The sequence below is a fragment of the Roseinatronobacter sp. NSM genome, from assembly GCF_052379845.1.
In the GTDB taxonomy this organism is placed as follows: Bacteria; Pseudomonadota; Alphaproteobacteria; order Rhodobacterales; family Rhodobacteraceae; genus Roseinatronobacter.
Window position 1 is genome coordinate 65,103 of record NZ_JBQTCF010000015.1, and the last position, 18,101, is coordinate 83,203.

Below are 18,101 nucleotides of genomic sequence, written 5' to 3' on the forward strand. Positions count from 1 at the left end.
TTGCTTAAAAGGATCATGTGTCATGCGTTCAACAAACACACCTATTTCCACCACCCCAAAGCGCCCCGGCGCGGCCCCCGGTATCAGTGCGGATATGCGCCCCGGCCATCCGAGCAATGCCGCCGCGCAAAAGCCTGTCACGCGGTTTAGCGACTGGGCGCTGATCTGACCGGTCAGGCCGTTTCCCGCCTAAGGGTTTGCCTTGCGCGACGGGACGCGTGCAAATTGGCTTTGCGCGGGCCCAATGGTTTGTTAATGACGTTGGTGATGTGACCCCGCACGGGCACGCAGCACCCACTATATACTCATGCCAACGCCGATTTCATCGATACGCAACCTTGGCCCCGCGATGGAGGCCGCTTTTGCGCGTGTGGGCATTCACAGTGCCGAAGCGCTGCGCGAACTGGGGTGCGACGCGGCCTATGCACGGCTGTTGCAATCTGGCGTGCGCCCGCATTTCATTGCGTATTATGTTCTGGAAATGGGGTTGCAGGGCCGCCCATGGAATGATTGCAAAGGCGCGGAAAAACTGCGTTTGCGCGCGCGGTTCGATGCGCTGAAACTGGAACATTGCCCCAAATCCTTGCCCTTTGATGCAGCGCTTGACGCACTTGGCGTCATTGCAGCCCCCATGCGACAGGACTGATCCCATGCCACGTTATATCTTGATGACTGTTGTTGTGCTGGCCTTGGCCGCGTGCGGAAATTCCAGCCCCGAGGCGTCGCGCGCGATGGGGCCAAGCGCTGCGCTTTATCCCGGCGAGACGCCGCAAATGCGCGCCCTTGTGCGCCAGTATGCGGCCAAACACGGCATTCCCGAAGCGCTGCTGCACCGGGTTATTCAACGCGAAAGCAATTATCGCGCCACTGCCCGCAATGGCCCTTATTGGGGGTTGATGCAGATATTGCCCCAGACCGCGCGGCAAATGGGCTTTCGGGGCACGCCCGAGGAGTTGCTGAACGCAGAAGTGAATCTGGAATATGCAGGGCGCTATTTGCGGGGCGCATGGCTGGTGTCCAATGGCAATATTGATCGCGCGGTCATGTGGTATGCGCGCGGATATTATTATGAAGCGCGGGATCGTTGCATGCTTGTCGCAACCGGGCTGCGTGACCGCGAAGTGCGCCGTGATTGCCCCACGCCTGCGCGCCGCGCCTGACGCCACAGTCAAAAGCGCGCGCCCCCCACGTGCTGACAGACCGCATTGGCCGCGCGCCGGTGCGGTTTTTCTTTTTTGGGTGGCGGTCGGCCAGGGGCGGGCGTTCGGATTGCCGCATTGCAGCGATTTTAGCTTGACATTATCTTGCGCTTAAATCATCCGTTTAGGTAAGAAAGTTGCGCGGCCCTTCCGGGCCTGCGCCATACCTGACCTGAGCAAAGGTGCCAAGATGACTGACGCAGCAACCGGACCCGCCAAAGACAAACCCTGGCTGTTTCGCACCTATGCCGGCCATTCAACGGCCAAAGCCTCGAATGCGCTGTATCGCACCAACCTGTCCAAGGGGCAGACGGGGCTTTCTGTGGCCTTCGATCTGCCCACGCAAACGGGCTATGACAGCGATCATGAACTTGCGCGCGGCGAAGTGGGCAAGGTTGGTGTGCCAGTCTGCCATCTGGGCGATATGCGTATGCTGTTTGACCAGATTCCGCTGGAACAGATGAACACGTCGATGACCATAAACGCCACAGCGCCGTGGCTGCTGGCGCTGTATATTGCTGCGGCTGAAGAACAGGGCGCGGATATTTCCAGACTGAACGGCACCGTGCAAAACGACCTGATCAAGGAATATCTGTCACGCGGCACCTATATTTGCCCGCCCGAACCCAGCTTGCGCATGATCACCGATGTGGCGGCCTATACCCGTCAGCATCTGCCCAAATGGAACCCGATGAATGTGTGTTCCTATCATTTGCAGGAAGCGGGCGCGACACCGCAACAGGAACTGGCCTTTGCGCTTGCCACGGCTTGCGCGGTGCTGGATGACCTGAAAACCAAAGTCCCTGCCGAACATTTCCCGCAGATGGTGGGGCGCATTTCGTTCTTTGTGAATGCGGGCATCCGGTTTGTCACCGAATTGTGCAAGATGCGCGCCTTTGTCGATTTGTGGGATGAGATTTGCCGCACGCGCTACGGTATTGAGGACCCCAAATACCGCCGCTTCCGCTATGGGGTGCAGGTGAATTCGCTTGGCCTGACGGAACAGCAGCCGGAAAATAATGTCTACCGCATCCTGATTGAAGCGCTGGCCGTCACCTTGTCGAAGAAAGCGCGCTGCCGTGCGCTGCAATTGCCCGCATGGAACGAAGCGCTTGGCCTGCCGCGCCCGTGGGACCAACAATGGTCGCTGCGGTTGCAACAGGTTCTGGCGTTCGAGACCGACTTGTTGGAATTCGATGACCTGTTCGACAATAACCCCGCCATTGACCGAAAAGTGGCCGAGTTGATGGCAGGCGCCCGCGAGGAACTGGCGCGGATTGATGATATGGGCGGCGCGGTCCGGGCGATCGAGTATATGAAATCGCGGCTGGTCGAGGCCAATGCCGAACGCATCAGCGGCATTGAAACAGGCGCTACTGTGGTGGTGGGCGTCAATAAATTCACCACCACCGAACCATCGCCCCTGACCACGGGCGAAGACGCGATCATGGTATGTGACCCGCTGGCCGAGGCCGACCAGATTGCCCGATTGCGGGCGTGGCGCGCGGCGCGCGATGAAGCTGGCGTGCGGCAGGCGCTGGCAGATCTGCGCGAGGCGGCGCGCGCGGGCGTCAATGTCATGCCCGCGTCCATTGCGGCGGCCAAAGCAGGGGCCACCACGGGCGAATGGGGCGAAACTGTGCGCGCGGCCTTTGGCCAGTATCGCGGGCCGACAGGGGTGAGCCGCGCGCCGTCCAACCGCACCGAGGGGTTGGAACCTGTGCGCGATGCAGTGGATGCCGTCAGCGCAAAACTGGGCCGCAAGCTGAAATTCGTGGTCGGCAAGCCGGGTCTGGATGGCCATTCCAACGGGGCCGAACAGATTGCCGCGCGCGCCCGCGATTGCGGAATGGATATTCATTATGAGGGGATTCGCCTGACCCCTGCCGAGATTGTGGCCGCCGTGCGCGATGAGGACGCGCATGTTGTGGGCCTGTCCATTCTGTCGGGGTCACATATGCCGCTGATGGAAGAGCTGATGCGCCTTTTGCGGGCCGAAGGGCTGGAACATGTGCCGGTGATCGTTGGCGGCATCATTCCCGAAGATGATGCCGACCGCTTGCGCGCGATGGGAATTGCGCAGGTGTATACGCCCAAGGATTTCCAGCTAAACCGCATCATGATGGATATTGTGGCGCTGGTTGATCCGGCGCCCATTGCGGCCCAGTAAATTTGCAGCCCGTTGATCTGGCGGGGGGGGTGCCGTCCTTGGGGGGATTGACCCCCCTGCGGACGGCATTGCCATGGCGTGACGGGGGCGTGATTCATCCAGACCTGTTGGATTGACTGACCCAATGGCGCAAGGCCGCTGGCCTTGTTGCTTGTTGCCCACGGCGCCTATGCCTGCACTGTTGTTGCGTGGCATGCGCAATTGCGCTTGAAGCGTGTAGATGCATGATTGATAAGCCCGCAAGGCAAGGCAAGGCAGGGGGGGCAGGGGATGAGTGGCGCGTTGATTGCCGGGTTCTTTTCGGGGCTGGGGTTGATTGCAGCAATTGGCGCACAGAATGCGTTTGTGTTGCGCCAAGGGGTGCGGCGCGAATATGTAGGCGTTGTGGTGCTGATTTGCGCGGTGTCTGATGCGCTTCTGGTGGCGCTTGGTGTGGCAGGCGCGCAGGTGATTGCGACCAGTTTGCCCGCTTTCGAGCAGATCATGCTATGGGCGGGTGTGGCGTTCTTGCTGGTATATGGCGTGTTGCGCTTTCGCGCGGCATGGCGTGGTGGCGCGGCGCTGATCCCGAGTGAAAGCGCGCCGGTGCCGTTGGTGCGGGTTGTGGCCATTTGCCTGGCCTTCACCTGGCTGAACCCGCATGTCTATTTGGACACTGTCGCGTTGCTGGGGGCGTTGTCGTTGCAATATGCGCCTTTACAATGGGCGTTTGGGGCAGGCGCTATTGCGGCGTCATTCGTATTTTTTGCCAGTCTGGGATATGGCGCGCGGCTGCTGGCCCCGATGCTGGCGCGGCCCGGTGCGTGGCGGGGGCTGGAAGCTGTGATTGGTGCAATCATGTGGGCCATCGCGGCAAAACTGATGCTGCGCGCCATGCTGGCATAAAGGTATTTCGGGCTTTTCTTGCATGTGCCGAATTGGTAGTCTGAGTTTACCAATTTATGGGGGTTGTCATGGAAATGCCCGAGCCGAACGGGGCCGTCCTTGCCAGACGCGCACATGTGCTGGCGCGATTGCGCGCTGTGCTGCCACAAGAGGCGCTGATCACTGATGAAACGGCATGTCGCGCCTATGAATGCGACGCATTGACAGCCTATCGCTGTATTCCCATGGCCGTGGCGCTGCCATCGTGCACCGAAGATGTGGCGGAAATTTTGCGCATTTGCCATGAGGAAGGTGTGCCGGTTGTGCCGCGCGGGTCGGGCACTTCGCTGGCGGGGGGGGCGCTGCCCAGTGCGGATTCGATTGTTGTTGGTGTCGCCCGGCTGCGCGATGTGCTGGAGGTGAACACTGCGGACCGATATGTGCGTGTGCAGGCCGGGATTACCAATCTGGCCGTCAGCGCCCATATTGACGGGGACGGGTTCTTCTATGCGCCTGACCCGTCCAGCCAGCTGGCCTGCGCGATTGCGGGCAACATCGCCATGAATTCCGGCGGGGCGCATTGCCTGAAATATGGTGTCACAACCAATAACCTGCTGGGGGTGACCATGGTATTGATGGATGGCACCATTGTCGAGATTGGTGGCCCCTATCTGGATGCGGGCGGGCTGGACCTGCTGGGGGTGGTCTGCGGGTCCGAAGGGCAGTTGGGCATTGTGACCGAAGCCACCCTGAAGATATTGCCCAAACCCGAAGGCGCGCGTCCGGTTCTGATGGGGTTTGACAGCAATGAAGTGGCCGGGGAATGCGTGTCCGACATCATCAAGGCGGGGATTTTGCCAGTGGCCATTGAATTCATGGACCGGCCCTGCATTCGCGCCTGCGAGGATTTTGCCAAGGCGGGATACCCTGATTGCGAAGCGCTGCTGATAGTCGAGGTGGAAGGGTCCCCGTCCGAGATTGACGAACAGCTTGCGCGTATCAAGACCATTGCACAGCGCCACGCCCCGGTTGAATTGCGTGAAAGCGCATCCCCTGAAGAAAGCGCCAGAATATGGCTGGGGCGAAAATCGGCCTTCGGGGCGATGGGGCAGATCAATGATTACATGTGTCTTGATGGCACAATCCCCGTATCCAGCCTGCCGCTGGTGCTGCGCCGCATTGGAGAAATGTCGCGCGACTACGGGCTGGATGTCGCCAATGTCTTTCATGCAGGGGACGGCAACATGCACCCGCTGATCCTGTATAACGCCAATAGACCCGGTGATCTGGAACGCTGCGAGGCGTTTGGCGCAGATATTTTGAAGCTCTGTGTTGAGGTGGGGGGCTGCCTGACCGGGGAACACGGGGTGGGTATTGAAAAGCGCGATCTGATGGGCGTGCAGTATACGGCCGAAGACATGGAAGCGCAGATGCGCATCAAGGATGTATTCGACCCCAAATGGCTGATGAACGCTGCCAAGGTGTTCCCGTTGGCGGCAAGTGCAAGCCGACGGGCCGCGTAAGGGGGCTGCGCCCCCTCTTGGGCCGGTGGCCCAATTCACCCCGTGAGTATTTTTGGCAAGATGAAGGCTGAATGTGCAGCTATGGAGGCCAGTGCGATGCGCCCTGAAAGTGAACAAGAATTGTCCAGGATGGTGCGCGACAGTGTTGCCCCTTTGCGTATACAGGGCGGTGGCACGCGCGATATGTGCGGCCCTGTGGCGGGGGCTGGGGCGGGGGCGGTGCTGTCCACGGCGGGGCTGTCGGGTATTACGCTGTATGATGCCGGCGCGTTGACGCTGGTTGTGCGCGCAGGAACGGCGCTGGCCGATGTGGACACCGCGCTGGCGCGCGAGGGGCAGAGGCTGGCCTTCGAGCCGATGGACATGCGGGCATTGCTGGGCACGGAGGGGGTGCCGACTGTGGGGGGGATGGTGGCGTCCAATGCCGCAGGTCCGCGCAGAGTGCAGGCCGGGGCCTGCCGTGACAGCCTGATTGGGGTGCGGTTCGTTGACGGGACGGGGGCGATTGTCAAGAATGGTGGGCGGGTGATGAAAAATGTCACGGGATATGATCTGGTCAAGTTGATGGCGGGAAGCTGGGGCACGCTGGGGGTGATGACCGAATGCGCGTTCAAGTTGCTGCCCGCCCCCGAAACCCAAGCCACATTGCGCAGCGCCCCCCTGTCGGCGCAAGACGCGGTCAGGGTGATGTCCGCAGCGCTCGGCACGCCATATGAGGTCAGCGGGGCGGCTGTTGGCGGGGATGGGTGTGTGTGTTTGCGCCTGGAGGGGTTCGCGCGGCAGGTCGCGTATCGTTGTGCGCAGTTGCAAGCGGTTTTGGGTGGCGCGTGGCAGGTGCTGGACGCGCCCGAAAGCGTGGCTTTGTGGGGCAAGATACGCGATGTGAGCGAATTTGCAGGCCGCGCGGGGGATGTGTGGCGCGTGTCGGTGGCCCCGTCTGGTGCGGCGGCGCTGGTTGCGCGCGCGGATTGCCCTGTTGTCATGGATTGGGGCGGTGGGCTGTTGTGGTTTCTGACCCCGGAAGGCGTGGATTTGCGCGCGCGGTTGGGGGCGTTTGCGGGACATGCGACATTGGTGCGGGCCAGTCAGGCAACACGCGCGCGCATTGCCGTATTTCCGCCGCAACCGGCGGCGTTGGCGAAAATCGCGCAAGGGCTGCGGATGAAATTTGACCCGCGCGGGGTGCTGAACCCCGGGATAATGGCCTAGGGGGCAGGATGCAGACGAATTTTACCACCAAGCAGTTGCAAGACCCCGCCATCGCACGGTCAAACGAGGTGCTGCGCGCTTGTGTGCATTGCGGGTTTTGCACGGCGACCTGCCCGACCTATGCCGTGCTGGGCGATGAGTTGGACAGCCCGCGGGGGCGGATTTACCTGATCAAGGACATGCTGGAGAAGGGGCGCGCCGCAGATGAGAAGACAGTCAAGCATATTGACCGCTGCCTGTCCTGCCTGGCGTGCATGACCACCTGTCCGTCGGGGGTGCATTACATGCATCTGGTGGACCATGCGCGCGCGCATATTGAACGCACCTACCGCCGGCCCCTGTCGGACCGCATGTTGCGCTGGGTGCTGGCGCGGATTTTGCCATATCCGGCGCGGTTCCGGCTGGCGCTTCTGGGCGCGAAGCTGGGCCGCCCGTTCCGTGCGCTGATGCCAGATGCGCGGTTGCGCGCCATGCTGGAGATGGCGCCGAAACATATCCCGCCGGTCAGCCGCAATGATGACCCGCAGGTATTCGCGCCGCAAGGGCACCAAAAGATGCGTGTGGCCTTGATGACTGGCTGTGCACAGCGCGCGCTGAACACTGATATCAATGATGCCACCATCCGGCTGTTGCGCCGTCTTGGCGCGGAAGTGGTGATTGCACAGGGGCAGGGGTGTTGCGGTGCGCTGACCCACCACATGGGCAAAACCCGCGAGAGCCATGCAAGCGCCGCGACGAATATTCACGCATGGCACGCGGAAATGCAGGGTGCGGGGCTGGATGCGATTGTCATCAACACCAGCGGATGCGGCACCACAGTCAAGGATTACGGGCATATGTTCCGCAATGACCCGCTGGCCGACAAGGCGCAGGCAGTGGCAGGTATTGCCATGGATGTGTCCGAAGTGCTGATGAAACTGGACCTGCCCGAAGCATCACCGCAAGCTATGAAGGTCGCCTATCATGCCGCCTGTTCGTTGCAGCATGGCCAGAAGATCACGACCTTCCCCAAGCAGTTGCTGGCGCGCGCGGGGTTTGATGTGGTGGAACCGCGCGACAGCCATTTGTGCTGTGGGTCGGCGGGCACTTATAACCTGATGCAGCCCGAGATTTCCAAGGCGCTGAAATCGCGCAAGGTGGCCACATTGGAAGCGACTGCACCCGATGTGATTGCTGCCGGAAACCTGGGGTGCATGATGCAGATCGGGTCTGGAACGCATGTGCCGGTGGTGCATATGGTGGAATTGCTGGACTGGGCCACAGGCGGGCCAAAGCCGCGTGCCCTGTTGCCGTGACAGGCCAGGGATTGCCATTTTCTGGCCATCATGCCATGCGATGGTGCCTGCACACCCCCTGAACCGAAGGTCTATGGATGCGTTTTCTGGCTTCGCTGATTGCGATTTTCGCAGCGTTTACCCCGCCCGTGCTGGCGCAATCCACGGACAGCCCGCTGCAAATGCTTGACAGCGGCATGCAGATTTACGGCTGGGAAGGGGTCGGGCGTGTGGATTTCGGGCAGTCCGGGTTTTGCACGGGTGCGTTGATCAGTGAAACCCATGTTCTGACTGCGGCGCATTGCCTGTATGACCGCCACAGTGGGGCACGATTCCGCGATCAGGACATCACCTTTCGGGCGGGGTTCCGCAATGGGCGCGCAGTCGCTGACGGACGCGTGTTGCGCAGTGCGATTCACCCCGCCTATGACCGCGCGGGCGGTGTTTCGGCACAAAATATTGCCCATGATCTGGCGTTACTGGAATTGACGCACCCAATGCGCGGGTTCGGGGTCGCGGCTTTTGCTGTGCATACCCAACCGCGCGCGGGGGACAGAATTGGTGTTGTGTCCTATGGGCGCGAGCGCAGCGAAACCCCGGCGCTGCAGGAAGCCTGCGATGTGTTGGGGCAGGAACGCGACGGCGTGCTGGTGATGTCATGCTCGGTGGATTTCGGGTCTTCCGGGGCGCCGGTGTTTACCATGCAAAACGGTCAGGCGCGCATTGTCTCCGTTGTGTCCGCCAAGGGGGACGCGACCATTGGCGGCCGCGATATGGAAGTGTCCTTTGGGGCGACATTGGGGGCGCGGCTGGATGTGCTGCGCGCAGCACTTGCGCAGGGTGACAGGCGCTTCATGTCGGCACCAGACGGCACAGACACAGGCCCCCGCCAGATGAGTGCGGGGGGGGGCGCGCGGTTTTTGCGGCCGTGAAATTACCTGTCAGGGGGGCTTGAAACCCCGCATCTGTTTTCCCAAATCATAAGGGCAGCAGGGGCCAAGTGTGGACCTGCGGCAACCCCGCCTTGCGCCTGTCCAGTTTCGGAGGGTGCGTAACATACCATCGCTTCACTTCAAGGAGGATGCTTATGCGTCGATTTGATCCAACCCCGCTATACCGTGCCAGCATTGGTTTTGACCACATGGCCGATCTGCTTGACCGTGTCATGTCAAGCGACCTGCACAATACCACCTATCCGCCCTATAATATCGAACGCGTGCAGGAAAACGCCTATCGTATTTCCATTGCCGTGGCCGGGTTCAGCGCGGATGATCTAAGTGTCGAAGTCAAGGAAAACGCGCTTCTGGTTACCGGGCGCGGTCAGGACAGTGCGACTGAGCGTCAGTTCCTGCATCGCGGCATTGCCACCCGCGCATTCGAGCGGCGCTTCCATCTGGCCGATCATGTGCGCGTGACTGGCGCGGTGCATCAAGATGGCATGCTGCATATTGATCTGGTGCGCGAACTGCCAGAAGCGCTGAAGCCCCGCCAGATTGAAATTCAGGCGGCCACCCCCCGCCAGATCATGCGCGAGCAAGCTGCCTGACGGTGATTGCCATGATACGCATGCAAAGGGCACCCAGTCGGGTGCCCTTTGAGGTATATACTGATTTTACTTGTTATCCTGCGTATGTTGCACAAAATCATGACTAGATTTTGCGCGTAAAAACACGCGCTCACAAAGGGTTAGAGTGGGTTGCTTGACTGTGACGGAACGCAAGCCAGGCTATGTTGATTACTCTGAATACCGTTACTCAAACCAGATATTTCGCCCTGCCTTGAAAATATGGGCGATAGTTTCAGGGGCCGCACTTATAGCTCAGGCTGCCCCCGACAGTATGCGGGCCGCCGCGTTGCGCCGCGCGCGTTTTGCGCTGCGTGTCCATGGAAGCGGTGTTTGCGAAGCCTCTGCTTGCGCAATAAGATTGCTTATCCAGCGTGGTCTTGCTGTCGCTTGCATATGTCGGCCCTCTTGCTGTTCAGTCTGTGTCTTTAGGTATTGTTAAGCAATGCAGGCAGAATTGGGCATGACTGGGGCGGGCGCGTGATGATTGCGGGGCACAGGCGCAGCGGTTTCAGAACCCGTCACCACCGCCCTGTTGCCAAGGCTTGACCAGATTACCGAAACGGGTGAAGCGCCCTTCAAACGACAATTCAACTGTGCCGATGGGGCCGTGACGCTGTTTGCCGATGACGACTTCGGCCTTGCCATGGACGGTTTCCATAATCTCTTGCCATTTGGCCATGGCTTCCAGATCATGATCTGACGGTTTTTCACGTTCGCGGTAATATTCATCGCGGTAGACAAACATCACCACATCGGCGTCTTGCTCAATCGATCCTGATTCGCGCAAATCCGACAATTGCGGGCGTTTGTCTTCGCGGCTTTCGACATTGCGCGACAACTGCGACAGCGCGATGACAGGGATGTTCAATTCCTTGGCAATGGCTTTCAGCCCTTGGGTAATTTCCGACACCTCCTGCACGCGGCTTTCCTTGGATGTGCCACGCAGCAATTGCAGGTAATCTACCATCAGCACATCCAGCCCATGCGTGCGCTTCAGCCGCCGCGCGCGGGCCGCCACTTGTGCAATCGGCAGGGCGGGCGTGTCGTCAATATACAGCGGGCAGGCTTCCAGCGACTTGGCCGCTTCCACAAAACGGCGGAATTCTTCTTCGGTCATGTCGCCACGGCGAATCTGTTCGCTGGGCACTTCCGACGCTTCCGACAGGATACGCGCGGCCAGCTGCTCAGCGCTCATCTCCAGACTGTAGAAGCCCACAACGCCCCCCTCAACTGCCCCTTCGGACCCGTCAGGTTTCAGCCCGCGCTTATACGCTTTGGCGACATTGAACGCGATATTCGTCGCAAGCGATGTTTTCCCCATCGACGGACGCCCGGCAAGGATGATCAGGTCCGACGGGTGCAGCCCGCCCAGCTTCTTGTCCAGATCAATCAGCCCGGTGGAAATACCCGCAAGCCCGCCATCGCGCTGATAGGCGGCATTGGCGATGTTCACGGCTTCGGTCACGGCCTTCAGGAAGCTTTGGAACCCGCGTTCGGCCACGCCCTGTTCGGCCAGCTTGTACAGCCGCTGTTCGGCCTCGATAATCTGTTCCCTGGGTTCCGAGGCAACATCCATCTGGGAGGCGCGCGCCGAAATATCCTGCCCCAGTCGGATCAGGTCGCGCCGCACCGCCAGTTCATAGATCATCTGCGCATAATCGCGCGCCGCATAGGCCGAAATTGCCGCCGCCGCCAGCCGCGCCAGATAGGCAGGACCGCCCAGTTCGCGCAGCCCTTCATCATCTTCCATGAAGGCCTTGATCGTCACCGGACTGGCCAGCGCGTTTTTCAGAATGCGCGCGGATGCGATTTCAAAAATACGCTGATGCACGGGGTCAAAGAAATGCGCCGGTTTCACCAGTGTCGAAATGCGGTCATACACATCGTTATTGACCAGAATTGCCCCCAGAAGCTGTTGTTCCGCTTCAATATTATGGGGCATTGTGTCGGGGGTCGCTGTGTCCCCCGACCGGATCGTTGTGATCTCGTTCATGCCTGTTACCGCCGATGTCCATGCTCGTTAGCGCCTACATTAGCAGGATTCGGGCATGATGCGCAAATTGTATAAGCCTGTGCATGGCCTGTGGATAAGCGTGATATGGGGGTGGGGCGGGTTTTTGCCGCAACATCTGGTGGCGGGTCCGCGCGGGGCGGGGTGGGATTGCGCGCGCGCACTCTTGCCCCTTGCCGCCCCTTGGGCTAAGGCCAGACCGACCCTGACAGGAGTGTCCGCTCATGGCAAAAACCAAAGGCCCCAGACGCCCGAAAGCCGAAACCCCCAAAGGGTTCCGCGACTATTTCGGCCACGAAGTCACTGCGCGCAAGGCGATGCTGGACAAGATTGCCGAGGTGTATCATCGCTACGGGTTTGACGCGCTGGAAACATCCGCCGTCGAAACGGTTGAGGCTTTGGGAAAATTCCTGCCCGATGTGGACCGCCCCAATGAAGGCGTGTTCGCATGGGAAGAAGATGCCGACTGGCTGGCGCTGCGCTATGACCTGACGGCCCCCTTGGCGCGCGTGGCCGCGCAGTATCGGCAGGATTTGCCCACCCCTTACCGCCGCTACGCGATGGGGCCTGTCTGGCGCAATGAAAAGCCCGGTCCGGGGCGGTTCCGGCAGTTTTATCAATGCGATGCCGATACGGTCGGGGCCGCGAGTGTGGCGGCGGATGCCGAGATTTGCGCCATGCTGTCGGACGCGTTGGAAGAAGTCGGCATCCCGCGCGGGGATTATGTGATCCGCGTGAACAACCGTAAGGTGTTGAATGGCGTGATGGAGGTTGCGGGGATATTGGACCCCGCCGACCCTGAAAAATTCGCCAGCGAGCGCGGAATCGTCCTGCGCGCGATTGATAAGCTGGACCGCCTTGGCGTGGAGGGCGTGCGCGCGCTTCTGGGTGAGGGGCGCAAGGATGAGAGCGGGGATGTTACGAAGGGCGCGGGGTTGAGGACGGAGCAAATTCAAAGGATTATGACTTTTATCGATGTTAGTCTCCAGTTTGGACCTGAAGCGCAAGCGCGTTCAAAAAAAATTGCGATGATGGGTCGACCAATGATGTTCTTAGGAGGGAGCAATCCTAGTGCATCCGCTGTAAAGTTTCTCCGTGCCGTAGTTTCCGATAGTGAGCAGGGGATTGAGGGTGTCTATGAACTCGAACAGATCGCCTCTCTCCTCGCCGCCCAAGGCTACGGCCCTGACCGCATCATCATCGACCCCTCGGTGGTGCGTGGCCTCGGTTATTACACCGGCCCTGTGTTCGAAGCTGAACTGACCTTCTCGATAGAGGACGAAAAAGGCCGTCCGCGCCAGTTTGGCAGCGTGGCAGGTGGCGGGCGGTATGATGATCTGGTCAAGCGCTTTACTGGCCAGCCTGTGCCTGCAACGGGCGTCAGCATTGGCGTTGATCGCCTGCTGGCGGCGTTGCAAGCCAAGGGGCGGCTGGACACCACTGCGCAAGGCCCCGTTGTCGTAACTGTCATGGACCGCGACAGAATGAGCGATTACATGGGCATGGTGGCCGATCTTCGCGCAGCTGACATTCGCGCGGAAATGTATCTGGGCAATCCCAAAAACTTCGGCAACCAGTTGAAATATGCTGATAAACGCGGCAGCCCCATCGCCATCATCCAGGGCGGGGACGAAGCGGCCAAGGGGGTTGTGCAGATCAAGGACTTAATCCTTGGCGCGAAGATCGCGCAACAAGCCACTGTAGAAGAATGGAAATCCCAGCCTGCGCAAATCGAAGTGGCCCGTGAGAACCTGGTGCAAACGGTGCGCGATATTCTGGACCGTCATAAATGACCGCCGCAGCGACCCTTGCCCAAAACCTGTTGGCGCAGATGCAGGACGCCGGTGCGCAACTGGTTACCGCCGATATTTTGCAACCCGCCGAAACGCTTCTTGACCTGTATGGCGAGGATATTCGCGCGCGCGCCTATGTCACCCATGACCCCGCCCTTGGGGAAATGATGCTGCGGCCCGATTTTACCGTGCCGGTGGTGCAGGCGCATATGCAAGGCGGTGCGGAACCGGCGCGCTATTGTTATGCAGGGCCGGTGTTTCGCAAGCAGGTGAAGGGGCGTGCGCGCGAATATCTGCAAGTGGGCTATGAAGTCTTTGCCCGCGACACCCCCGCCCGCGCCGATGCCGAAGTGTTCGCGCATTTTGCGCAGCTTCTGGCGGGCTATGACCTGCGCCCTGTCACGGGCGATATTGGTATATTGAAAGCCGCTGTTGCGGGGCTGGACACCAGCGCGCGGCGCAAGGCGGCCTTGATGCGCCATATCTGGCGGCCAAAACGGTTTCGCGCGCTGCTGGAACGCATGGGCGGGCAGGGACCGCTTGCCGCGCCGCGCGCAGATTTGCTGCACGCCTTGCAAGCTGCCCCCTGTGCGACATTGCTGGATCAGGCCGGCCCCCTTGTGGGATTGCGCGATGAGGGGCAGATTGCCGAACGTGTTGCGGCCCTTCTGGAAGACGCCGAAACCCCGCCAGTGCCCGCTGCGCAGATTGCCGCCCTTGAAACGTTGCTGTCCCTTAGCGGGGGCGCGCGCGATGTAGCGCGCGATTTGCGCACGCAGGGCTGGGACGCACTGGCCCCCGCACTGGAGAGGCTGGAGGCGCGGCTGGACGCGCTGGAAGATGCCGGGATCGACACAGCCACCCTGCCATTCGAGACCAGTTTCGGGCGCACCAATATGGAATATTACGACGGGTTTGTGTTCGGCTTCATCGCCGCGCCCGCCGATCTTCCCCCGGTTGCCACGGGTGGGCGCTATGATGCGCTGACCTCCGTTTTGGGGCAGGGTCGGGCAATTCCGGCGGTGGGCGGCGTGATCCGTCCCGACACATTGGTTGCATTGGGGGGGGGCGCATGATGTTGAAACTGGGCGTGCCGTCCAAGGGCCGGTTGATGGAAAAAACCTTTGACTGGTTCGCAACCCATGGCCTGACCCTGCAGCGCACGGGTGCGGACCGCGAATATGCGGGCAGTGTCGCGGGCGTTGACGGTGTGGAACTGGTGCTGCTGTCGGCCAGTGAGATCCCGCGTGAACTGGCGGCGGGACGCATTCATCTGGGGGTGACAGGGTCCGATCTGGTGCGCGAGACACTGGCGGACTGGCAAGCCCAGGTCGTGGACCTGGCGCCCATGGGCTTTGGACACGCGGATCTGGTGGTGGCCGTGCCCAAGGCGTGGGTTGATGTGGAAACGCTGGATGATCTGGATGCCGTGGCGGCGGCGTTTCGCGCGCGCCACGGGTTCCGGCTGCGCATTGCCACGAAATACCACCGGCTGGTGCGCGAGTATCTGCGCGCGCATGGGGTGGCCGATTACCAGCTTGTCGACAGTCAGGGCGCGACCGAAGGGACCATCAAGAACCTGACCGCCGAAGCGATTGCCGACATCACGTCAACGGGGGAAACGCTGCAGGCGAACCACTTGAAAATTCTGCGCGACCCGCCTGTGCATTGCTCGCAAGCCACGCTGTTTGCCAGCCGCGCGGCGGATTGGCGCGCGGTTGCGGATATTCGCACGACGCTGTTTGCGAAACTGGGCGTTGGGGATGTGTCGGGGCTGGGCGGATAGGTCCGCAAGCGCGCGCTGCTTTGGAAAAGGCCGTTGGACACGGGCAATAATGCCCCTTATTCCCGCGCGCGCAATTCCAGCCAGATCCCATCGCGCGCGCGCACGGTCATATGCGCCATGGGGACGGGCACACGGTCTGGTATGGCGCGGAATTCCCAGTCATGAAGCAGGCGCGCCAGAATCAACACGGCCTCGGCCATGGCGAAACCTGCGCCTGTGCATACACGCGGGCCGGTTGAGAACGGGATGAACCCGTCGCGGGCGTGGTGTTTGGTGGCGGGGTTGTGCCAGCGTTCGGGCCGGAAATCATGGGCGTCAGGCCAGATGCTTTCATGCCGTCCCAAATGCCAGGGGCTGATAATGACCTGCGCGCCGCGCGCCAGGGGCCTGCCGCGAAAACACTCCGCCTGTGTTGTTTCGCGCACCAGCATCGGCACCGGCGGATACAGGCGCAACGCTTCGCGGAATGTGTCGCGGATCAGCGGGAAATGCTTCAGCACCCCGAATTCGGGCGCTGTGCCAGTTGCCACATAGGGCGCAAGGGCCTGCGCTTCGCGGGCCAGTTTATTTTGCCAGTCGGGATGATGGGTGGCAATCAGGTATAATGTCCATGCCAGCGCGGATGCACTGGTTTCATGCCCCGCGAGAAAGAAAATCGCGACCTGATCGACCATTTCAGCGGTGTCGAATGTGGTGCCGGTTTCAGGGTCGCGCGTTGTCATGATCTTGGTGGCCAGATCATCTGGCGCGGTGCCCGCCTGAATGGCGGCCATGCGCGTGGCGGTCATATGCGTAATCAGCGCGCGGATGCGTGCCGCCGTCGCCCTTGTCTGGCGGGGAAAGAAACGCGGCATCCAAACAGGCAGGGGCACAAGGGCTGCAAGGTTCAGAATGGGCGCGCTGCGCTGATGGGCGCGAAAGGTGCGATACACCTCGGTGGCAGTGTCATCGGCAATGGGCACAGAAAACAGTGTGCGGAAAATGACATCGGCTGCGGCGTGACTCATTTCCTCCTCTATCTCGACCTGTCCGGTTTGCAGGCGGCGGGCGGCGGCTTGTGCTGCGTCCCACATCGCAGGGAAGGTGTCGCGCAACCGCCCCCCTTCAAAGGCCGGGTCGATGATGCGGCGCTGGCGCGCCCATTCCGCGCCATTGGTCACAAAGACCGAATTGCCCAGCAGCAGCCGCAACCCTTCGCGCACGCGGTCGGATTTGGGGAAATCGCGCGGACGCGCGGACAGGACCAGCCGCACCAGTTCGGGCGTGTTCACCATGACCGAATGCAGAAACGGCAGCTTCACTTCCGCCATTTTGGCGCGATACAGGCGCGCGGGTTGCGTCGACAGAATGTCGCGCCGGAACATGCCCAGATGGCGCCAGAATGGCACACGCTCGGCGCGGTGTTCGGGCATGGGGGGGCGTGTCATGGCAGGCGCGCGGTCTTGGGCAAATAACACGCATGCGACACAGAGGCAGACGGTTTGCGGTCGCGGAAGCGGTCAGCCAATGTCAGCGGGCCTGCGGTGATCTGGAAATAATCATAATCCTTGGGCGCATCAAAGGCGCAAAGATACTGGAAATGCAGCCGGAAATAGCGGCGGCGCAATTTGCGGTAGGTTTCAGGGCGCAGGCTTTGGCTGAAGGCTGCGGAAATGACCAAAGGCCAGCGCTTGCCAGTCGCGGGGGCAGCGCCGGCACTGCTGACGGGATCGCACAGCGCGTAGCAGCACCCATCGCCGGGCGCCGTCACGTCCAGCCAGAACAGGTCTGGGCGGGTGGACAAATAGCGCAGATCACGGCGCAAATCCTGTGCATCAGGCAGGTAGGATTGCATCGGCACCGCATGGCCCAGCGACAAGAAGGACAAAACAGGCATTGTGCGCGTGGCATGACCTGCGCGGATGACACGCGCCAGCACTGATACGCCCAGATGCACGCCTGACGAATGGCCCACAACCAGCACCTCGTCCAGATCGGGGTTTTGCAGGGCGTTTGCGATCAGGTCAGCAAATTCATCCAGCCGCGCTTCCAGCTCTGGCGGGTTGCGGCCCCGGTTTTTGGCAGTAAAGGCGAAATCCAGCAACAGGTAATGCACGAAAAACCTGCCATCGATTTTGCGAAACCCGTGCAGGATGGGCGGCACAGCCCCCAGCCCCAGCGCATAGCCCAACCAGTGTGGCAGCACATGCGCCAGCCCCCAGCCAACCAGCCCCGCCACTGCCAGCGCGGTTGCCAACTGGCCCAGCAACATAACAACCGGATACATGGCCGCAATGCCCGGCCCCGCGCGCAACCTAAACAGCCGGAACATGACCCCGCCTGAAAAATACACCCATGCTGTGCGCACCAGCAGTGCATAGGTAGCCCAGATCCCCGCCTGCATGGAGGAGCGCACGATATCGGACCATTGCAGAATCATCATCGTGGTTTCGGTATCATGCCCGTCAACTGTTGCGCTGACATTCCAGCCATAGGGGCCATCATCGGCAGGTTTGGGGTGCTGGCTTATCCTGTAGCCCGAAATGCCCGCCTGCAGCGCAGATTCCGTGCGGTATAATTCACGGTAGCGGCGCGGGGGAAAAGGGTCATAGCCGGGAATATAAAACACATGGCGCCGTCGCACATGCTGGCCTGTCCTGCGGTCCTGAATGTGGGAATCGGCCATGTGACGCGCCCGTTTTGTTTGTTGACGGGGATGATAGCCC

16 protein-coding genes are annotated in these 18,101 nt (G+C 60.9%); 13 read left to right on the plus strand and 3 right to left on the minus strand.

The window, feature by feature from the left end; all coding sequences use genetic code 11:
- Positions 1-22 precede the first annotated feature (22 nt).
- The 10 genes from ACTZWY_RS10025 (at position 23) to ACTZWY_RS10070 (ending at position 9,785) form a co-directional block, all read left to right on the plus strand.
- A complete protein-coding gene (locus ACTZWY_RS10025) occupies positions 23-169 on the plus strand; it encodes a hypothetical protein (protein ID WP_444790563.1) in 147 nt (48 codons plus the stop codon).
- A 138-nt stretch (positions 170-307) separates the two neighbouring features.
- Complete coding sequence (locus tag ACTZWY_RS10030) at positions 308-646, plus strand: TfoX/Sxy family protein (protein ID WP_444790564.1); 339 nt, start codon at positions 308-310, stop codon at positions 644-646.
- Between the two features lie 4 nt (positions 647-650).
- Positions 651-1,160 carry a transglycosylase SLT domain-containing protein gene (locus ACTZWY_RS10035; RefSeq protein ID WP_444790565.1) on the plus strand — a complete coding sequence of 170 codons (510 nt, stop codon included), beginning with the start codon at positions 651-653 and terminating at the stop codon, positions 1,158-1,160.
- Positions 1,161-1,389: 229 nt separating this feature from the next.
- A complete protein-coding gene (locus tag ACTZWY_RS10040) occupies positions 1,390-3,369 on the plus strand; it encodes a methylmalonyl-CoA mutase family protein (protein WP_444790566.1) in 1,980 nt (659 codons plus the stop codon).
- Positions 3,370-3,639: 270 nt separating this feature from the next.
- Positions 3,640-4,254, plus strand: a complete 615-nt coding sequence (locus ACTZWY_RS10045; RefSeq protein WP_444790567.1) for a LysE/ArgO family amino acid transporter — start codon at positions 3,640-3,642, stop codon at positions 4,252-4,254.
- A 68-nt stretch (positions 4,255-4,322) separates the two neighbouring features.
- Positions 4,323-5,756: an FAD-linked oxidase C-terminal domain-containing protein gene (locus ACTZWY_RS10050; RefSeq protein WP_444790568.1), complete on the plus strand. Its 1,434-nt coding sequence runs from the start codon at positions 4,323-4,325 to the stop codon at positions 5,754-5,756.
- Between the two features lie 96 nt (positions 5,757-5,852).
- Positions 5,853-6,965, plus strand: a complete 1,113-nt coding sequence (locus ACTZWY_RS10055; RefSeq protein WP_444790569.1) for an FAD-binding protein — start codon at positions 5,853-5,855, stop codon at positions 6,963-6,965.
- Between the two features lie 8 nt (positions 6,966-6,973).
- Positions 6,974-8,260 (plus strand): glycolate oxidase subunit GlcF, encoded by a 1,287-nt coding sequence (gene glcF / locus ACTZWY_RS10060; protein WP_444790570.1) that lies wholly within the window; start codon positions 6,974-6,976, stop codon positions 8,258-8,260.
- Positions 8,261-8,337: 77 nt separating this feature from the next.
- A complete protein-coding gene (locus tag ACTZWY_RS10065; protein ID WP_444790571.1) occupies positions 8,338-9,171 on the plus strand; it encodes a trypsin-like serine peptidase in 834 nt (277 codons plus the stop codon).
- Positions 9,172-9,326: 155 nt separating this feature from the next.
- Positions 9,327-9,785, plus strand: coding sequence for an Hsp20 family protein (locus ACTZWY_RS10070; RefSeq protein ID WP_444790572.1), 459 nt, complete (start codon positions 9,327-9,329; stop codon positions 9,783-9,785).
- Positions 9,786-10,314: 529 nt separating this feature from the next.
- On the opposite strand, the gene ACTZWY_RS10075 is transcribed toward ACTZWY_RS10070, so the two are convergent.
- Entirely contained in the window at positions 10,315-11,799 is a 1,485-nt protein-coding gene (locus tag ACTZWY_RS10075) for a replicative DNA helicase (protein ID WP_444790573.1), read from the minus strand.
- A gap of 242 nt (positions 11,800-12,041) precedes the next feature.
- Here ACTZWY_RS10075 and hisS point away from each other — a divergent pair, with 242 nt between their 5' ends.
- From hisS to hisG, 3 genes are read left to right on the plus strand one after another with little or no spacing between them, the layout of a single operon-like run.
- Entirely contained in the window at positions 12,042-13,610 is a 1,569-nt protein-coding gene (gene hisS, locus ACTZWY_RS10080; RefSeq protein ID WP_444790574.1) for a histidine--tRNA ligase, read from the plus strand.
- Positions 13,607-14,686, plus strand: coding sequence for an ATP phosphoribosyltransferase regulatory subunit (locus ACTZWY_RS10085; protein ID WP_444790575.1), 1,080 nt, complete (start codon positions 13,607-13,609; stop codon positions 14,684-14,686). The genes hisS and ACTZWY_RS10085 overlap by 4 nt, the downstream gene beginning before the upstream one ends.
- Positions 14,683-15,396, plus strand: a complete 714-nt coding sequence (hisG, locus tag ACTZWY_RS10090) for an ATP phosphoribosyltransferase (RefSeq protein ID WP_444790576.1) — start codon at positions 14,683-14,685, stop codon at positions 15,394-15,396. The genes ACTZWY_RS10085 and hisG overlap by 4 nt, the downstream gene beginning before the upstream one ends.
- A 56-nt stretch (positions 15,397-15,452) precedes the next feature.
- Here the strand turns inward: hisG and ACTZWY_RS10095 are convergent, their stop codons facing one another.
- Together ACTZWY_RS10095 and ACTZWY_RS10100 are read right to left on the minus strand one after the other, a co-directional pair.
- Positions 15,453-16,823, minus strand: coding sequence for a cytochrome P450 (locus tag ACTZWY_RS10095; RefSeq protein ID WP_444790577.1), 1,371 nt, complete (start codon positions 16,821-16,823; stop codon positions 15,453-15,455).
- Positions 16,820-18,061 carry a hypothetical protein gene (locus ACTZWY_RS10100; RefSeq protein WP_444790578.1) on the minus strand — a complete coding sequence of 414 codons (1,242 nt, stop codon included), beginning with the start codon at positions 18,059-18,061 and terminating at the stop codon, positions 16,820-16,822. The genes ACTZWY_RS10095 and ACTZWY_RS10100 overlap by 4 nt, the downstream gene beginning before the upstream one ends.
- Between the last annotated feature and the right edge of the window lie 40 nt (positions 18,062-18,101).

What these genes read in the sequence shown, in the direction of transcription:
- ACTZWY_RS10025 (WP_444790563.1), top strand. Translation starts at nt 23, where the DNA reads ATGCGTTCAACAAACACACCTATTTCCACCACCCCAAAGCGCCCCGGC.
- ACTZWY_RS10030 (WP_444790564.1), top strand. Translation starts at nt 308, where the DNA reads ATGCCAACGCCGATTTCATCGATACGCAACCTTGGCCCCGCGATGGAG.
- ACTZWY_RS10035 (WP_444790565.1), top strand. Translation starts at nt 651, where the DNA reads ATGCCACGTTATATCTTGATGACTGTTGTTGTGCTGGCCTTGGCCGCG.
- ACTZWY_RS10040 (WP_444790566.1), top strand. Translation starts at nt 1,390, where the DNA reads ATGACTGACGCAGCAACCGGACCCGCCAAAGACAAACCCTGGCTGTTT.
- ACTZWY_RS10045 (WP_444790567.1), top strand. Translation starts at nt 3,640, where the DNA reads ATGAGTGGCGCGTTGATTGCCGGGTTCTTTTCGGGGCTGGGGTTGATT.
- ACTZWY_RS10050 (WP_444790568.1), top strand. Translation starts at nt 4,323, where the DNA reads ATGGAAATGCCCGAGCCGAACGGGGCCGTCCTTGCCAGACGCGCACAT.
- ACTZWY_RS10055 (WP_444790569.1), top strand. Translation starts at nt 5,853, where the DNA reads ATGCGCCCTGAAAGTGAACAAGAATTGTCCAGGATGGTGCGCGACAGT.
- glcF (WP_444790570.1), top strand. Translation starts at nt 6,974, where the DNA reads ATGCAGACGAATTTTACCACCAAGCAGTTGCAAGACCCCGCCATCGCA.
- ACTZWY_RS10065 (WP_444790571.1), top strand. Translation starts at nt 8,338, where the DNA reads ATGCGTTTTCTGGCTTCGCTGATTGCGATTTTCGCAGCGTTTACCCCG.
- ACTZWY_RS10070 (WP_444790572.1), top strand. Translation starts at nt 9,327, where the DNA reads ATGCGTCGATTTGATCCAACCCCGCTATACCGTGCCAGCATTGGTTTT.
- ACTZWY_RS10075 (WP_444790573.1), bottom strand. Translation starts at nt 11,799, where the DNA reads ATGAACGAGATCACAACGATCCGGTCGGGGGACACAGCGACCCCCGAC.
- hisS (WP_444790574.1), top strand. Translation starts at nt 12,042, where the DNA reads ATGGCAAAAACCAAAGGCCCCAGACGCCCGAAAGCCGAAACCCCCAAA.
- ACTZWY_RS10085 (WP_444790575.1), top strand. Translation starts at nt 13,607, where the DNA reads ATGACCGCCGCAGCGACCCTTGCCCAAAACCTGTTGGCGCAGATGCAG.
- hisG (WP_444790576.1), top strand. Translation starts at nt 14,683, where the DNA reads ATGATGTTGAAACTGGGCGTGCCGTCCAAGGGCCGGTTGATGGAAAAA.
- ACTZWY_RS10095 (WP_444790577.1), bottom strand. Translation starts at nt 16,823, where the DNA reads ATGACACGCCCCCCCATGCCCGAACACCGCGCCGAGCGTGTGCCATTC.
- ACTZWY_RS10100 (WP_444790578.1), bottom strand. Translation starts at nt 18,061, where the DNA reads ATGGCCGATTCCCACATTCAGGACCGCAGGACAGGCCAGCATGTGCGA.